General features: G+C 66.0%; 17 protein-coding genes, 1 tRNA gene and 1 pseudogene. 13 read left to right on the top strand and 6 right to left on the bottom strand.

Translation table 11 applies throughout. The features are described 5' to 3' along the window. Position 1: 1 nt before the first annotated feature. Positions 2-1,399, top strand: a complete 1,398-nt coding sequence (locus ACTTAG_RS12160; RefSeq protein WP_444462573.1) for a phage tail tip lysozyme — start codon at positions 2-4, stop codon at positions 1,397-1,399. Here ACTTAG_RS12160 and tnpC read toward each other — a convergent pair. From tnpC to ACTTAG_RS12180, 4 genes and pseudogenes are all read right to left on the bottom strand, one after another. Then, a pseudogene (gene tnpC / locus ACTTAG_RS12165) lies at positions 1,400-2,986 on the bottom strand (IS66 family transposase). Between the two features lie 69 nt (positions 2,987-3,055). After that, complete coding sequence (gene tnpB / locus ACTTAG_RS12170; protein ID WP_444462574.1) at positions 3,056-3,409, bottom strand: IS66 family insertion sequence element accessory protein TnpB; 354 nt, start codon at positions 3,407-3,409, stop codon at positions 3,056-3,058. Then, positions 3,406-3,588 (bottom strand): hypothetical protein, encoded by a 183-nt coding sequence (locus tag ACTTAG_RS12175; protein WP_444462575.1) that lies wholly within the window; start codon positions 3,586-3,588, stop codon positions 3,406-3,408. The genes tnpB and ACTTAG_RS12175 overlap by 4 nt, the downstream gene beginning before the upstream one ends. Next, positions 3,575-3,703: a transposase gene (locus ACTTAG_RS12180; protein WP_444462576.1), complete on the bottom strand. Its 129-nt coding sequence runs from the start codon at positions 3,701-3,703 to the stop codon at positions 3,575-3,577. The genes ACTTAG_RS12175 and ACTTAG_RS12180 overlap by 14 nt, the downstream gene beginning before the upstream one ends. 312 nt (positions 3,704-4,015) lie before the next feature. Here ACTTAG_RS12180 and ACTTAG_RS12185 point away from each other — a divergent pair, with 312 nt between their 5' ends. The 7 genes from ACTTAG_RS12185 to ACTTAG_RS12215 are packed head-to-tail and all read left to right on the top strand — an operon-like array spanning position 4,016 to position 9,407. Next, on the top strand, positions 4,016-4,216 hold the full coding sequence (locus ACTTAG_RS12185) for a hypothetical protein (RefSeq protein ID WP_444462577.1): 201 nt from the start codon (positions 4,016-4,018) through the stop codon (positions 4,214-4,216). Then, positions 4,213-4,635: a hypothetical protein gene (locus ACTTAG_RS12190; RefSeq protein ID WP_444462578.1), complete on the top strand. Its 423-nt coding sequence runs from the start codon at positions 4,213-4,215 to the stop codon at positions 4,633-4,635. Before ACTTAG_RS12185 ends, ACTTAG_RS12190 begins: the two co-directional genes overlap by 4 nt. Continuing rightward, positions 4,632-5,159 (top strand): hypothetical protein, encoded by a 528-nt coding sequence (locus ACTTAG_RS12195; protein WP_444462579.1) that lies wholly within the window; start codon positions 4,632-4,634, stop codon positions 5,157-5,159. The genes ACTTAG_RS12190 and ACTTAG_RS12195 overlap by 4 nt, the downstream gene beginning before the upstream one ends. Before the next feature lie 2 nt (positions 5,160-5,161). Then, complete coding sequence (locus tag ACTTAG_RS12200; protein ID WP_444462208.1) at positions 5,162-5,602, top strand: NlpC/P60 family protein; 441 nt, start codon at positions 5,162-5,164, stop codon at positions 5,600-5,602. Then, positions 5,603-6,439, top strand: a complete 837-nt coding sequence (locus tag ACTTAG_RS12205; protein ID WP_444462580.1) for a hypothetical protein — start codon at positions 5,603-5,605, stop codon at positions 6,437-6,439. Continuing rightward, positions 6,439-8,640 (top strand): hypothetical protein, encoded by a 2,202-nt coding sequence (locus ACTTAG_RS12210; RefSeq protein WP_444462581.1) that lies wholly within the window; start codon positions 6,439-6,441, stop codon positions 8,638-8,640. Before ACTTAG_RS12205 ends, ACTTAG_RS12210 begins: the two co-directional genes overlap by 1 nt. A gap of 14 nt (positions 8,641-8,654) precedes the next feature. Next, positions 8,655-9,407 (top strand): hypothetical protein, encoded by a 753-nt coding sequence (locus tag ACTTAG_RS12215; protein WP_444462582.1) that lies wholly within the window; start codon positions 8,655-8,657, stop codon positions 9,405-9,407. Positions 9,408-9,693: 286 nt separating this feature from the next. On the opposite strand, the gene ACTTAG_RS12220 is transcribed toward ACTTAG_RS12215, so the two are convergent. Together ACTTAG_RS12220 and ACTTAG_RS12225 are read right to left on the bottom strand one after the other, a co-directional pair. Next, a complete protein-coding gene (locus tag ACTTAG_RS12220; RefSeq protein ID WP_444462583.1) occupies positions 9,694-10,041 on the bottom strand; it encodes a hypothetical protein in 348 nt (115 codons plus the stop codon). Beyond that, positions 10,014-10,103 (bottom strand) — tRNA-Ser (locus tag ACTTAG_RS12225). Before ACTTAG_RS12225 ends, ACTTAG_RS12220 begins: the two co-directional genes overlap by 28 nt. Before the next feature lie 240 nt (positions 10,104-10,343). On the opposite strand from ACTTAG_RS12225, the gene ACTTAG_RS12230 reads away from it, so the two are divergent. The 5 genes from ACTTAG_RS12230 to ACTTAG_RS12250 are packed head-to-tail and all read left to right on the top strand — an operon-like array spanning position 10,344 to position 14,099. Further along, positions 10,344-11,030 carry a hypothetical protein gene (locus ACTTAG_RS12230; protein WP_444462584.1) on the top strand — a complete coding sequence of 229 codons (687 nt, stop codon included), beginning with the start codon at positions 10,344-10,346 and terminating at the stop codon, positions 11,028-11,030. After that, a complete protein-coding gene (locus tag ACTTAG_RS12235; protein WP_444462585.1) occupies positions 10,973-11,191 on the top strand; it encodes an SPOR domain-containing protein in 219 nt (72 codons plus the stop codon). The genes ACTTAG_RS12230 and ACTTAG_RS12235 overlap by 58 nt, the downstream gene beginning before the upstream one ends. 13 nt (positions 11,192-11,204) lie before the next feature. Then, complete coding sequence (locus tag ACTTAG_RS12240) at positions 11,205-12,368, top strand: D-alanyl-D-alanine carboxypeptidase family protein (protein WP_444462586.1); 1,164 nt, start codon at positions 11,205-11,207, stop codon at positions 12,366-12,368. Positions 12,369-12,372: 4 nt separating this feature from the next. Next, a complete protein-coding gene (gene tmk / locus ACTTAG_RS12245; RefSeq protein WP_444462587.1) occupies positions 12,373-12,993 on the top strand; it encodes a dTMP kinase in 621 nt (206 codons plus the stop codon). Next, complete coding sequence (locus ACTTAG_RS12250) at positions 12,990-14,099, top strand: DNA polymerase III subunit delta' (RefSeq protein ID WP_444462588.1); 1,110 nt, start codon at positions 12,990-12,992, stop codon at positions 14,097-14,099. Before tmk ends, ACTTAG_RS12250 begins: the two co-directional genes overlap by 4 nt. The last annotated feature ends 15 nt before the right edge of the window (positions 14,100-14,114 follow it).

The raw sequence follows: 14,114 nt of genomic DNA on the forward strand, positions 1-14,114 counted from the left end.
CATGTCCACGCAGACCCAGCTCGAAATCATGCTGCGCGTCGTCGCCGACCAGGCGCGGCGCGAACTCGGGCAGGCGAAGGGCGATGTGCAGGCGCTGACCGGCGCGGCGCGCGATCTCGGGGCGCAGGCGGGTCAAGGTCGCGACGGGCTTGCCGTATTGGGGGTCGGCGCGGCCGGCGTGGGCAAGAGCCTTGCCGAGGCCAGCGTGGCGGCACTCGACACCTCGGCCGCGATGTCGAACATGATGGCCGCGGCCGGGCGCGGGGCAACCTCGCTCGCTGGGGTGCAAAACGCGGTCACTGGTCTCACCACCAACATCTCGGCGCAGGTCAGCGATGCCTGGGACAGCGTGCGGCAGGCCGGTGAAAGTGCGATCGACGGGATCTTCGACGCGTTGAAGGAAGGTGACGTCGGCGGTGCCTTCGAAAACCTCGCCTCCGAAATCGGGTCCATGTTCGAAGAACTGGCAATCACCAATCCGCTCAAGAATGCGATTTTCGGCACCGATTACGCGACGATGGGCGATGTCGGAGGGCTGCAGGGCATCTGGGATCGCTACACGGGCAAGGGGACCCAGGTCGATCCGAGCCAAGCCGCAGCAGCGGCGATGCGCACTGTAGCCAGCATAAACGTGACCGCGGCCACGGTGATCATCGGCGGAGCGGGTGTGGGCAGTCTCGCCGGTGGCATCGGCGCCGCCGGAGGCATGGGCGGGCTGCAGGGCTCGGCCGACGTGCAAAAGCAGGTCTGGAGCTATTTCAGCGGCAAGGGGCTCAAACCGCATCAAATCGCCGGGATCATGGGCAACATCAGCCAGGAAAGCGCCTTCAACCCGCTGGCGGTGGGTGATGCCGGACAGGCCTATGGTCTTTTCCAGCACAATGACCGGAAGGGCGCGCTGTTCGGGGCTATCGGCGGCAAGCAGAACCTCGGCAACGTCCAAGCCCAGCTCGACTTCGCTTGGAAAGAGCTGATGACGTCCGAAAACGGCGCCTATCAGCGGCTGATGGCCTCCAAGAACGTTACCGAAGCCACCGGGGCCTTTGCAGGCTTCGAACGTCCGAGGGGCTGGAGCGCCGCGAACCCGATGGGCTCGGACGGCTGGGCAAACCGTCTTGGCGCCGCCGAACAGGCGATGGCGAAGTTCGGCACCACCACGACGCTTGCCACCGGCCAGCTGGGCACCATGGGCACCGGATTCGACAAGTTCGGCCAGGCGCTGGGCAGCGCGGTGCAAGGCGGCGGGGGCGGCGGTTTCTGGGGCACGCTGTTTTCTGGGATCATGAGTGGGCTGGGCATCCCCGGTTTTGCGGGCGGCGGCAATCACGCTGGCGGGCTGCGCGTTGTCGGCGAGAACGGCCGTAAGCGCCCGCTCATCGCCCTTTGCCTTGCGGCTTGACTATTCTCGGAAGTTCCAGGGCATGAGCGCGGCGATATCGCTTTGCATGTGCTGGTCGAGGATCTTGCGGAGCGTGGCGGCGATATAGGCCTCGGGGTTTATGCCATTGAGGCGGCAGGTGCCGATCAGTGAGGCGATGCGGGCCCAGGTTTTCGCCCCGTCGTCGGAGCCCGCGAAGAGCGCGTTTTTCCTCGTCAGCGGAATCGGACGGATCGCGTTTTCGACGCCGTTGGTGTCCATTTCGAGCCGACCGTCCGCAAGGAACCGGGTCAGCCCGCCCAACGTTTGAGCCCGTATCGGATGTGCCGCGCGAGTTCGTTCGTCGAGGAGAGCTGCTGCAGGCAGCCCTCGAGCCAGGGCCGCAGGGCCTCGACGATCGGCCTGGAGAACCTCTGCCGGATTTTCACGCGCGTGGCCGGGTCACGGCCGCGGATTTCCTTTCGATGGCGTAAAGCTGCGCAATGCGCTCGACCATCTCGTCGCAGATTTCCGACGGCGTATCCTTGGCGAACTTGACGAAGCGGCGCCGCCAATGCGTCCAGCAATAGGCGATGTCCCATGGCTTTGCGGTCTTTTTCGGATCGGCCAGCTGGTCATAGCCGCCGTGGCCATCGACCAGCAGCGTGCCGCCGGAGAACCCTTGAGGATCTCTTGCGCGACCTTGCCTGCGCGACTGCGCGCGTGATGAAAGACCACGATCGGGGGATCGCCGCCACCCCAGCCACGCTGATCGCGCAGCACCACCCAGAGCCAGTCGGTGCGCACCTCCCGGTGCCCGGCGCCAGCACCGGCACGGTGGTCTCATCCATCTGCAACCGGTCGCTGCGGCGCAACTCTGTCATCATCGCGTCGATCACCGGCGCCAGAAGCTGTGCCGCCCGCCCGGACCATTCCGCCAGCATCGTGCGGTCAAGATCGAGCCCCTGGCGGCGATAGATGTCGGCCTGACGGTAAAACGGCAGGTAATCGCCGAATTTGGCGACCATGCAATGCGCCACCAGCGCCTCGGTCGGCAGGCCGCGCGGCACCAGCCATTCCGGCGCCGGAGCCTGGGCATGCTGCGCGCCCGCGCAGGTCCGGCAGACATATTTCGGGCGCACCGTCACCAGCACGCGGAATTGCGCCGGGATCACATCGAGCCGCTCCGTCCGGCTTTCGCCAACCCTTTGCATCGCGCCGCAGCCGCAGGGGCAAAGGATGCTCTCCGGTTCGATGACCTGCTCGATCCGGGGCAGATGCGCGGGAAGATTGCCCTTGTTACGCTGCGGCGGAGCAGCTGGCGCCTTCCGGGGGCCGATCACCTTCTCGGCCGCTTCGCTGGCCGCCGCCAGCATCCCGGCCGCAGCCTCGACATCTTCGAATGGCAGGTGATGCTGGTCCGGATCGCCCTTCTCGGACTTCGCGCCGAAAGCATCGCGGCGCATCTGCGAGAGCAGGCGTTCCAGCCGCGCGCGCCTCCTCGACTGCGGCAAGACGTGTTTCCGCCTCGATCCGCGCGGTCTCGGCGGCAGCCCGCGCGGCTTCGGCCTCGGCCAGACGCCGTTCAAGATCTGCCACCCGGGCCGTGCTGGTGCTGCGTGATGCCATGGCCCGAGACTACCCCACAACACCCCGCAAGGACGCCATAAAACACGGCCCGAGTCACCCTGTCGCGGCTCACCCTGCCAGCCGCGGCCTCTGCCTGCGCTCGGCCCGGACAGCCCGCCAATCGACGCCCTCGAACAGAGCGGCGAATTGCGCCGGGGACAGCCTAATGACCCCATCCGCCGGCTTCGGCCAGGCAAAGGCACCGCCCTCGAGCTTCTTGTAGATCAGGATCAGACCGGTCTGGTCCCAGACCAGGCACTTCAGCTGATCGCCGCGCTTCGAGCGGAACAGATACACCGCGCCATTGTAGGGATCGTGGCCGAGCACGTTCTGCACGACCAGCGCGAGCCCCGCGTGACCTTTGCGGAAGTCCACCGGCCGCGTCGCCAGATAGGCGCGAGTGATCCCGCCCGGCAGGATCACGACGATGTCTCCCGCAATGCCGCAACCACCCGCCCAAGATGCGCCGCGTCGAAGCCGGTCGGCACGAGGATCCGCACCCCGACGATCTCCAGCTGAAGGCTGGTCCCGGGTTGATCGCCCGGCACGGCGCCCCCGCTCACCATGATCGGCACGAGCCCGAGGGCATCATCCTCCGGCATCGGCAAAGCCCTCGCGCGCGGCCCGACGCCAGGCATGCAATTGCGGCGCCGAAACCCCATGACGCCGGGCCACGTCGGCCACCGTCACCCCGTCCCGAAACGTCTCGAGCACCATTGCCGCCTTCACATGCTCGGGCCAGCGACGGCGACCGGTCGGCCCCGTCACGATGTCGATACGACCAGCGTATCCAGGATCATCACTGTGAGAACTTACGTAAGTTTGTATGTCGCTATCCATCGACGCCTCCGTTGTTACGGGCGTCATCTCGGATGACATCGCCCCTCAAACAACGAGGGCGATGGCCGGGCGCTTACGAACGGCCCCGAGCTCGAGTATACCGGCCCGAGCACAATCGTCCCCGCCGACCTGACGCGGCGGATCCTGACTGGTGGGGCTCCGGCCAGTTCGGCCCAGGCGCCGGTTGTCATGCTGCAGCCGCAGATCGTCAACAATACCGGTCGCCAAATGAATATCGAGGTGCAGGAAGCCACCGATGGCCGAGGCCAGCGGCAGGCACGCTACATCTTTTCAGATCTCGTCGGAGACGGCCTGACGACGCCCGGCGGGCGCGGGCGGCGGGCAATGCGCGACTTCTACAACGTCAATCCGGCGGGGATCTCGCGATGAGCTATCCCTCCTGGCCCAGCGATCTGCCCCGGCCCGAGCGCTCCAGCTATCAGCTGCAGCCGCAGGATGCCCGCCGCAAGCGCGGGTTCGAGAGTGGCCCGCCCGGATATCGCCGTCGGTTCTCGGCGGTGGCGCAGATGGTCACGATGTCCGTGATCCTGACGGCGCATCAGCGTTCGCTGTTCGACGCCTTCTACACCGACGCCTGCGCCCAGGGCGCCTCGCTCTTCTGGATGCCCGACCCGACGCGGCACGGCTGGCCTCTGCTGGCAACCGACGGCACGCCGCTGCTCGGGCCCGGAGGGGCGCCGCTCCTCACGTCGGCGCGCTGGCTGTGCGCCTGGGGCGACGCGCCGCCGATCGAGACCCTGCAGGGCATCGAGTTTCGCAAGCAATTCGGCGTGGTGGTGATGCCATGAGCCGTCGTCTCTCCCTCAACGCGCGCCAGGCGCAGATTGATCCGGTCTCGGCCGAGTTCGACGTGGTGCTGATCGAGATCACCCACCAGGATCTCGATGCGCCGATCCGGCTGAGCACCGACAACACCGAGATGATTTCGGACGAGCCGCGGATCTACGGCACCCGCTCCACCTGGCGCGGCGCCGATCCGGCCACCGATCCGTATCTCTGGATCATCGCCTCGGCGGTGCTGCCAGACGACGCGGAAGATGCCCCCGCCCAGGCGCAGATCGTCCTCGAAAACCTCGACTCGCGGCTTGTCGAGGTGCTGCGGTCCTACGCCGACATGGCGACCGTCGCGATCGCCGTGGTCGAGGCGGCGACGCCGAACCTGATCGAGGCTGAGTGGCACGGGATGCTGCTCAGCTCCGCCGAAGGCACCTCGGCCGAGATCATGCTCTCGCTCTCGCGCGACGAGATCGAGCTGGAGCATTTCCCGGCTGGTCGCATGACCCGTCAGAAATTTCCCGGACTGTGGCGGTGATCATGACCTGGTCGAACCGCTATATCGGCATCCCCAACCTGGATCACGGCCGCTCGGCCGAGGGCGCGGACTGCTGGGGCCTCGCTTGCGTGATCTACCGCGAGGAGCTGGGGATCACGCTGCCCGAGTACCTGGGCTATGGTTCGGTCGAGGAGCATGGCGAGATTGCCGCGCTGATCGATGGCGCCAAGACCTCGCCGCTCTGGGTGCCGGTCACCGGCCCGGCGCTCGCCTTTGATCTGGCGGTCTTCCGGCGTGGCCGCCTGTCCACCCACCTTGGCATCGTGATCCGACATGGGCTGATGATCCATATCGGCCAGACCCATGCGGTGCTGGAGGACTATCGCCGCGGCCCCTGGGCGCACCGTTTCACCGGCCATTGGCGCCACGTTCAAAGCCCCTTTGAACGCCCTGTGCAGATCATCTCGGAGGCAGATCGATGAATGACCTCAGCCCGATCCATGGCCAATGGCGGCGGCAATCTCGACGTCTATGGCGTCGGGCAACCGGTGGAGCTGCGGGCGCAGGGCATCAGCGCGACGGGCATCGCCGGTCCGTGGTCGGCCACGATCGCAATCGTCGTCGGCGCGGGCGATGCCGATCTGCCCGCCGCCCTCGATGATGCCTCGATCTCGATCACGACGCTGCTCGGGGGTGCCCTGATCCAGTTTGCGACCGGCGACGATGCAGCAACGGCCCGGGTGCAGGTCTATCGATCGACGACCAATCTGCTCGACCGCGAGACCGATGCCGTCGGCGCCCCGATCGCCGTCGTGCCGCAGCAGAGCTATTCGACGACGCTGGGCGACACCACCCGCACCAACCTGATCAGCGGCGGGGCGATGAGCAGCGCAGCCGCCTGGACGCCGGGCCCGGGCTGGGCGATCTCCTTCGGCGAGGCAACCCACACGGCGGGCGAGGCCGGGGATCTGTCGCAGCCGATTTCGACGGCGTCCGGAAAGTACTACCGGATCGGCTATCAGGTCAGCGACCGATCTGCCGGATCGGTCCAGGCGCGGCTGCTGGGCGGGTCTGACCGCCCCGGCACCGCGGTCAGCGCAAACTGTCTGGCCCGCGACCGCATCCAGGCCGCCACCGGCAACGACACGGTGGCGCTGCGCGCGAGCGCCGATTTCGACGGCTCGATCGACGACGTGGCCGTCTACCTCGAAACCACCGCCTGCCTGTCGGCGGGCACCCATCACGTCTGGATCGAGCCGCAGACCGCCGACGGTGTGCCCGGCCCGATCAGCGGGCCTTACATCTTGGAGATTGTCTGATGTCCAACGGCTATACCACCACCGACCTGCCCCAACTCGCGACCATCAGCGATCTGCTTGCACACAAAGACGGAACGCTGGGCCGCGTCACTCTGGAGTCTCTGGCGGCTGCCCTCACGGCAACGAACGGTCCCAAATACGAGACGGCCGCGGAACTCATGTCTGACCTTGCGTGGCCACAAGGCACGTTCGGCACGGTCTATGAGGCCGGAACGTTTTCGATTTATGGCAAGTCAGGTCCCACCGACGCTGGGTCATGGATCCTTATAGGCGCGGGTGACATGTCGCCCCAGACCGCGGTTCAGCTGGCGCAAAAAGCCGCCTCGATCGCCGCGCAAAGCGCAAATGATCTGATCGCCCCCAGTGTGTCGGCCGCGCAACTCGCCCAGGGCCTCGCCGAAGCGGCGCGTGATGCGACGGTGTCTGCCGGCACCTGGGACTATAGACCCATAGATGCGACGGCCCTTGCCGCAATCACCGGCATGACGGCAGGCCAGACGGCGCTGGTGCTGACGACCATGCATGTCTGGCAATATTCCGGCAGCGCCTGGGTCGATACTGGGCAGAGCCCGTTGGCAGATCGACCGACCGTCACGCAGACACAGGAGATCGTCTGGGCCGAGGCAGGGTTCGATTATCCGCAGATCTCATGGAGTGACCGCTTCTGGCGAGACATCACCCTCGACAAGTCTGGACGATTCGAGCGGGGCACGACCGTTGATGCGCAGACGTTCGAAGCACATGCTGGCGTGGTGCGCGAGGTGTTCAGCGGTGCCTTGACCTATCCGCTGATCAGCGCTGCTTCCGAAATCGTTTGCGACAAATTCGGCCGTCCTGTCAGTTTGACGACGCTTGATGGCACGAAGTACGAGGCCCAAAATGGTGTTCTGGTCTCCATCGGCAAGCCCGCCTCTGGCGCGCCGAGGGCCTACAGCTTTCAGTATCTGACCGGACTCTCGCTTTACGCCACGAGCGAGATGGTGGACGTGCTGTTCATGTTGCTCGGGCAGAGCTATCCTCAAGGACATGACGGCGGATCGACCTCGATCATCACGACAGCGCCGCAACACCCCGGATATGCGCTGATGGCCGGACTCAGCAGCGGCGTGAGGGCCAATGGCAACACCTTTTCGACCTACGCTGATCTGTATGAGGTCAACACTGGGACGAGCCTGAAAGAGACTGTTTGCAGCGGCATGGCCGACGCGATGCTGCGACGCATCAACGCCGACCTTGGCTTCAAACCGCGCCTGATCTTCGGTGTCGCCGCGGCGGGATCGAACCGTTACTGGGACAGCAGATACAATAACGGCGGCATCAAGCGCGGCACACCCGTCTGGGCCAACGCCATGAGCTACATCCGGGATTGCCGCGACATCTCGGCCGCGCAGGGGCGGCGCCTGATTGTCGGCGGACTGGTGGTGATGCATGGAGAGAGCGACAATTATGCGGAGTTCCGCACAACGGGTAACCTCGAAAGCTGGATTCGCATCCTCGGGCAGTACCAGGAGGACTTCGAGGCCGATGCTCGCTGGATCACCGGCCAGGCCGAACGTATCCCGGCCTATACTTATCAGATCGGCTTTCCGACGGGTGCAGGGTTGCAAAATCCGGTGACCGCGAAGGCGGCACTCGAAGCGGCGCGGCGCAACCCGATGGTGCGCTGCTTCGGTCCACTGGGATCCTATCCAGGATCGACCGACGGGGTACACCTTTCGACGACTGGCTACCGCGAGCTGGGGACATACCTCGGGAATTTCGTGGTGCAGGATCTGTTCGCCTGGGGAGAAAATCCGCTTCAGTGTGTCGACGCCTGGTGGGACGGCACGGCTCCTGTGATCCACCTCCTTTACAATAAGCCTCTCGGCCTCGAGTCCGACGATACGCTGATCAACGTCACCGGGCTCGGCGCGGGCCGCGGCGTCGATTTCACGGACGGGAGCTCCGCGCCTCCCGCCGTGACGGGCATCGCCGTGAACGGCAGCGATGGCTGGCAGCTCGACGTGACCCTGGCCTCGGTGCCCACCGGCCGCCGGCCGCGCGTGCATGTTGGCTGTCGGGCGACCGGTAGCCAGCACGGATCCCAGCAGGGCCTGCGCTCGGCCATCCGGTCGGCGACAGCGATCGACACCGACAGCCTGACCGGCAAGCCCATCTACCACTGGGCTTGCACGCAATCGATTTCGCTTCCGACAATCTGACCAGAGGACGAACCATGGGCACCCGCATCAAATTCCTGAGCTACGATAACCCTGACAGCGATGGTCTGGATCCAATCGTGATCGATCCTGTCGAGCGCAAAATCAACAACCATCCCATGCTTGCGCGCTGGTTGCGGGCGGATGAAGGCATGACCGATGACGGCTCGAAGTGGTACTGCCGAAAATCTGGTTTGGCATTGTCTAGGTTTGGATCGCCGTTGGTACAAGCAGACGCCAATTTCAACAATCAGATGGTGGTGCGCGGCGACGGGTCAAACTACTATTATGCCGCGGCCGGGAGTGGTTTCATGCCGGTTGGCGGCTCCTGGTCGGCGGTAGCCGTCGGATGGGTGGGCGATGCAACCATCACCGCGACTCGTTACCTGTTCAAAACCATGAGCCAGGCCACGGGCATCATGATCGAGCCCAATATCGCTGCGTACAGCATGGGCGGTGGTCGTGGAACTGGGGTCACGCTGGCGAACGGACCATTCCTCGTTGTCGGCGGGTATGACTCGGCAGCGGACAAACTGCTGGCGCAGGCCAACAGCAAGGCTGGGGTGATGTCGACCTCTGGGTGGGGCACAGCACAGCAGGGCGACGCCGTGCCCAATACGGATGCCTCGATCCGGGTCCCGTACACCGTCACAGCTGGTCTCTGGATCCCCGCCGCAGAGATCATGATTTTCAATGGACTGATCACAGATGACACGGCCCATCTTGGAATCGTGACCTCCTACCTCAAGGCACGTTATGGGTTCAGTTGATGGGACGATGATCCTCGAATGATCCGCGCCCACCGCAAGGCTATGCGGTGGGCGCATAGCTCGCGATACAAGCCGAGATGGCAAATAGTGTGTAGGTAGAGCCGGGTCAGATGCAAAAATTTCGCATAACCAATTGATTTAAATTAACTTTGCACTCGACGCGAATTCCTCGGCGAAAGTGCAAAGTTCGCAGGGACTGATGGCAGGCGACATGATGTTGAAGGCCAGTTAAATAAGGGTTTTTCACTGCCTCACGAAGATCGGTGCTTCCTGGCAAAACGGCGGCTCAGGGGCCGCTCACGACGTTCGAGCGAAACCGCCCCGCTTCATAAAGTGCAAAGTTCGAGCGTTTCAGTGCCACGCTGACACAGCGCAACACCCTGTTTTTACGATGCAATATCGCCTGTTCCCGGGTGTTCCCAGCTGTTCCCGGTTTTTGTCCGATGTACCGGGTGTTTTTGTCGGGTGACACCTTTGCCCCATCGTGGGCAGCAAAATGGACAGCAAAATGGGCAGCAAGCATCAGTTGGTGCGATCGTGTTGCCGACCGTAAAGCCATTTTTGGCAATACAATCAATGGATCGTGGCGGAGATTTTGAGTTGGGCTGGCGGAAGCGGTGGGATTCGAACCCACGGAGGGGTCTCCCCCTCGCTGGTTTTCAAGACCAGAGCCTTAAACCACTCGGCCACACTTCCGTCGCTCTGCCCTAACCGCTCTCACGCGATTCTGAAAGCATCCCGCCGACGAAATCCGCCGCCGTCGCCCGCGCGCGCTTTTCTTGCCGCCTCGAACCCGCTACAGTCGGTGCGAAACGCCGGGAGGGGCGGCCTGCGGCCGGATCCGGCGGAACGAACAGGCAGGGGCAGACGGGCATGACGGGATCGATGCGGTGGGTCTTGGCGCTGGGAGCGGCGCTGACAGTGGCAGGATGCCAGTTGACGGGAGAGGGCGCCGACCCGGCCGAGGCCCCGAAAGACGGTGCCGCGCCCGCCTCGACCTCGGCGCGCATCGTCGAGCGCGATGTCGAAGCCCCCGAAGTCTTCTCCGCGAATGACGAGGGGTTGTGGGACGGGCGCCCCTCGCTCGGCGGCGTCTGGGTCGCCCATCCGACCGTCAAGGACCCCGAGCGGGTGATCATCCGCAACCCCGCCAATGGCAAATTCGTCATCGGCGCGCTGTTCCGCCGCGAACGGGAAAACCCGGGGCCGAAGCTGCAGGTCTCCTCGGATGCCGCCGCCGCGCTGGACATGCTGGCAGGCGCGCCGACGAAGCTTTCGGTCGTGGCGCTGCGGCGCGAGGAACAGCCCGATCCGGCCGCCGCCGCCCCCCGCCAAGGGCGCCCTGCCCCCGGCCGAGGATATCGCCGCAACGCCGCTGGCCAGCCCGCCCGCCAAACCGGGCACGCCGCCGAAACCGGGGGCCGCCCCCGCCGCCGCCACACCGGGGGCCAAGCCCCCCGGCCGAGATTGCCGCCGCGGCCGGGGCCGCCATCGCCGCCGCGGGCACGCCGCCGAAACCGCCCGCCGCCGCCCCGGCGAAACCCGCCGCGACGGGCAAGGGCTTCGTGCAGATCGGCATCTTCTCGCAGGAGGCGAACGCCAAACGCGCCGCCGCGCAACTGAAGACAGCCGGCATCGCCAGCGCCATCCGCACCGAGACCGCCAAGGGCAAGACCTTCTGGCGCGTCGTCGCCGGACCGGCCGCCTCGGCCGCCGACAGGGCGGCGCTGCTCGCCAGGATCAAGGGCCTCGGCTATCCCGACGCCTATGCCGTTTCGAAATGAGGACGCCGCGCCGATGCCGCTTTTCCGCCTGATCGCCCTGTGCGCCCTTGCCGTGCTGACCGCCCTGCCCGCCGCGGCCTTCGACACCCGCGCCCGCACCGCCTGGGTCTATGACCTGACCACGCAGACGGTGCTTCTGGAAAAGGACGCCGATATCCCGGTGCCGCCCGCCTCGATGTCGAAGCTGATGACGCTGAACATGCTGTTCGAGGCGCTGTCCGAAGGCCGGGTGACGCCTGACACTACCTTTGCCGTCTCGACCCGGGCCAAGCAGATGGGCGGCTCGACCATGTTCCTCAATGAAATGGACCGCCCCACGGTGCAGGAGCTGATGCAGGGCGTGGTGATCAATTCCGGCAACGATGCCTGCGTCGTCGTGGCCGAGGGGCTGGCCGGGTCCGAGGAAGCCTTTGCCAGGGCGATGACCGAACGGGCGAAGATGCTGGGCATGACGCATTCGACCTTTGCCAATGCCTCGGGCTGGCCGCATCCCGAACAGCGCATGTCGATGCATGATCTGGGCATTCTGGCGGTGCGGCTGATCACGCAATTTCCGCAATATTATCCGCTCTTTGCCGAGACGCAGTTCAATTACAAGAACCGCGCCCCGGCGAATGCGCACAACCGCAACCCGCTTTTGAAGATCGCCGCCGCCGACTGGCAGGCCGACGGTCTGAAGACGGGGCACACCGAAGAGGCGGGCTACGGCCTTGTCGGCTCGGCGGTGATGGGCGATCGGCGGATCGTCTTCGTGATCTCGGGGCTCGCGTCCGAGGCCGACCGCGCGTCGGAGGCCGAGGCGGTGGCGAACTGGGCGTTTCGGCAATTCGTGATGAAGACGGTGGCGCAAAAGGGCACGCGGCTGGCCGAGGCGCCGGTCTGGCTGGGCGCCGAGGACCGCGTCGGGCTGGTGCCTGCGGGCGATGTCTCGATGCTGATCCCGGCCGGTGCCGCCGAAGGGGTGAAGGCCGAGGCGGTCTTCACCGGGCCGATCACCGCACCGGTCAGGGCCGGAACCGAACTGGGGCGGCTGGAAATCACCGTGCCCGGGCTTGGTCTGCGCAGCGTGCCGCTGGTGGCCGAAACCGACGTGGCCGAGGGCGGCTTTGCGGTGCGCTTCAGCGCCGCGGCCAATCGGCTGATCGCGCGGGCCAGCCGGCTGGCCTCCAGCAGCTGAGCCGATGTTCATCACCTTCGAGGGCATCGACGGCTCGGGCAAATCCACCCAGGCGCGGCTTTTGGCCGAGGCTTTGGCCGGGCTTGGCCGCGATGTGCTGCGCACCCGCGAGCCGGGCGGCAGCCCCGGGGCCGAGGAAATCCGCGCCCTGGTGTTGCAGGGCGATCCCGACCGCTGGTCGGCGAAAACCGAGATCCTGCTCTTCACCGCCGCCCGGCGCGACCATCTGGAACGCACCATCGAACCGGCGCTGGCCGCGGGCCAGGTGGTGATCTGCGACCGCTTCGCCGACAGCACACGGATGTATCAGGGGCTCTCGCGCGGCGATCTGCGGGCGCTGGTCGATGAGCTGCACCGGCTGATGATCGGGCGCGAACCCGACCTGACCTTTCTGATCGACATCGACCCCGAAGTGGGCCTTGCGCGTGCCAAGGGGCGGCAGGGCCACGAGGAACGGTTCGAGGATATGGGGCTGCAGATGCAGGCCCGGATGCGCGACGGCTTTCGGGCCCTTGCGCAGGAATTTTCCAGCCGTTTCAAGGTGATAGAGGGGGATCGCACCCCCGAAACCGTCGCGGCCGAGGTGCTGGCACTGACCCTTGCCGCGCTGCAGGCCCGCGCATGAGCCGCGACGAGCTGCCCGATCCGACACAAGTCGAAGGCGCCCCCCACCCGCGCCAGACCCTGCATCTTTACGGGCAGGAGAAGGCCGAGGCCGATTTCCTGAGCGCCTTCACCTCGCATCGGCTGCATCACGCCTGGATGCTGACCGGCCCGCGCGGCGTGGGCAAGGCAACGCTGGCCTGGCGGCTGGCACGGTTCCTGCTCAGCCAGCCGCTCGATGAGGGCGGCGGGCTTTTCGGCGCCCCCGCACCGCCGCGCAGTCTGGAGTCCGACCCCGAACACCCGGTCTGCCGCCGGATCATGGCGGGGGCCGAGCCGCGGCTGTTCCATCTCAAGCGCGGGCCGAATGACAAGGAAACCGCGCTGTCGGAAGATATCCGCGTGGTCGAGGTGCGCAAGCTGACCTCGTTCCTGCATCTGTCGGCGGCCGATGGCGGGCGGCGCGTGGTCATTGTCGATGCGGCCGACGAACTGGCGACGGCAGGCGCCAATGCGCTGTTGAAGCTGCTCGAAGAGCCGCCGCCCTTGGTCACCTTCCTGCTGGTCACGCACCAGCCTGCGCGGCTTTTGCCCACGATCCGCTCGCGCTGCCGCGAATTGCGGCTCTCGGCGCTTGGCCCCGAGGATCTGGCGCAAGCCCTGCAGGGCGCGGGGGCCGAGACCGAGGATACCCTCGCCCTCTCGGCCCTTGCCGGTGGCTCGGTGGGCGAGGCGATCCGGCTGATCAATCTCGACGGGCTGGAGGCTTACCGGGCGCTCATCGGGCTGATGACCGGCCTGCCGCGGATCGACCGGCAAAAGGCCTGGGCTTTGGCCGAGGGCATGACCGGGCGCGGCAACGAGGCGCGGTTCGATCTGATGCTGGGTCTGATGGATCTGTTCCTTGCCCGTCTGGCCCGCGCCGGTCTGACCGGCGCACCGCAGCCCGAAGCCGCCCCGGGCGAGGCCGCGCTTCTGACGCGGCTTTGCCCCGATGGCGCGGCGGCGCAGAAATGGGCCGGGCTGCATCAGGATCTGGGCGCGCGGGCGCGGCATGGCAAGGCGGTCAACCTTGACCCGGCGACGCTGGTCATGGATATGGTTCTGGCCATCAACGCCGCGCCTTAGGCGGCAGGAGAGTCC

The organism is Rhodobacter capsulatus, assembly GCF_052363185.1.
Lineage (GTDB): Bacteria > Pseudomonadota > Alphaproteobacteria > Rhodobacterales > Rhodobacteraceae > Rhodobacter > Rhodobacter capsulatus_E.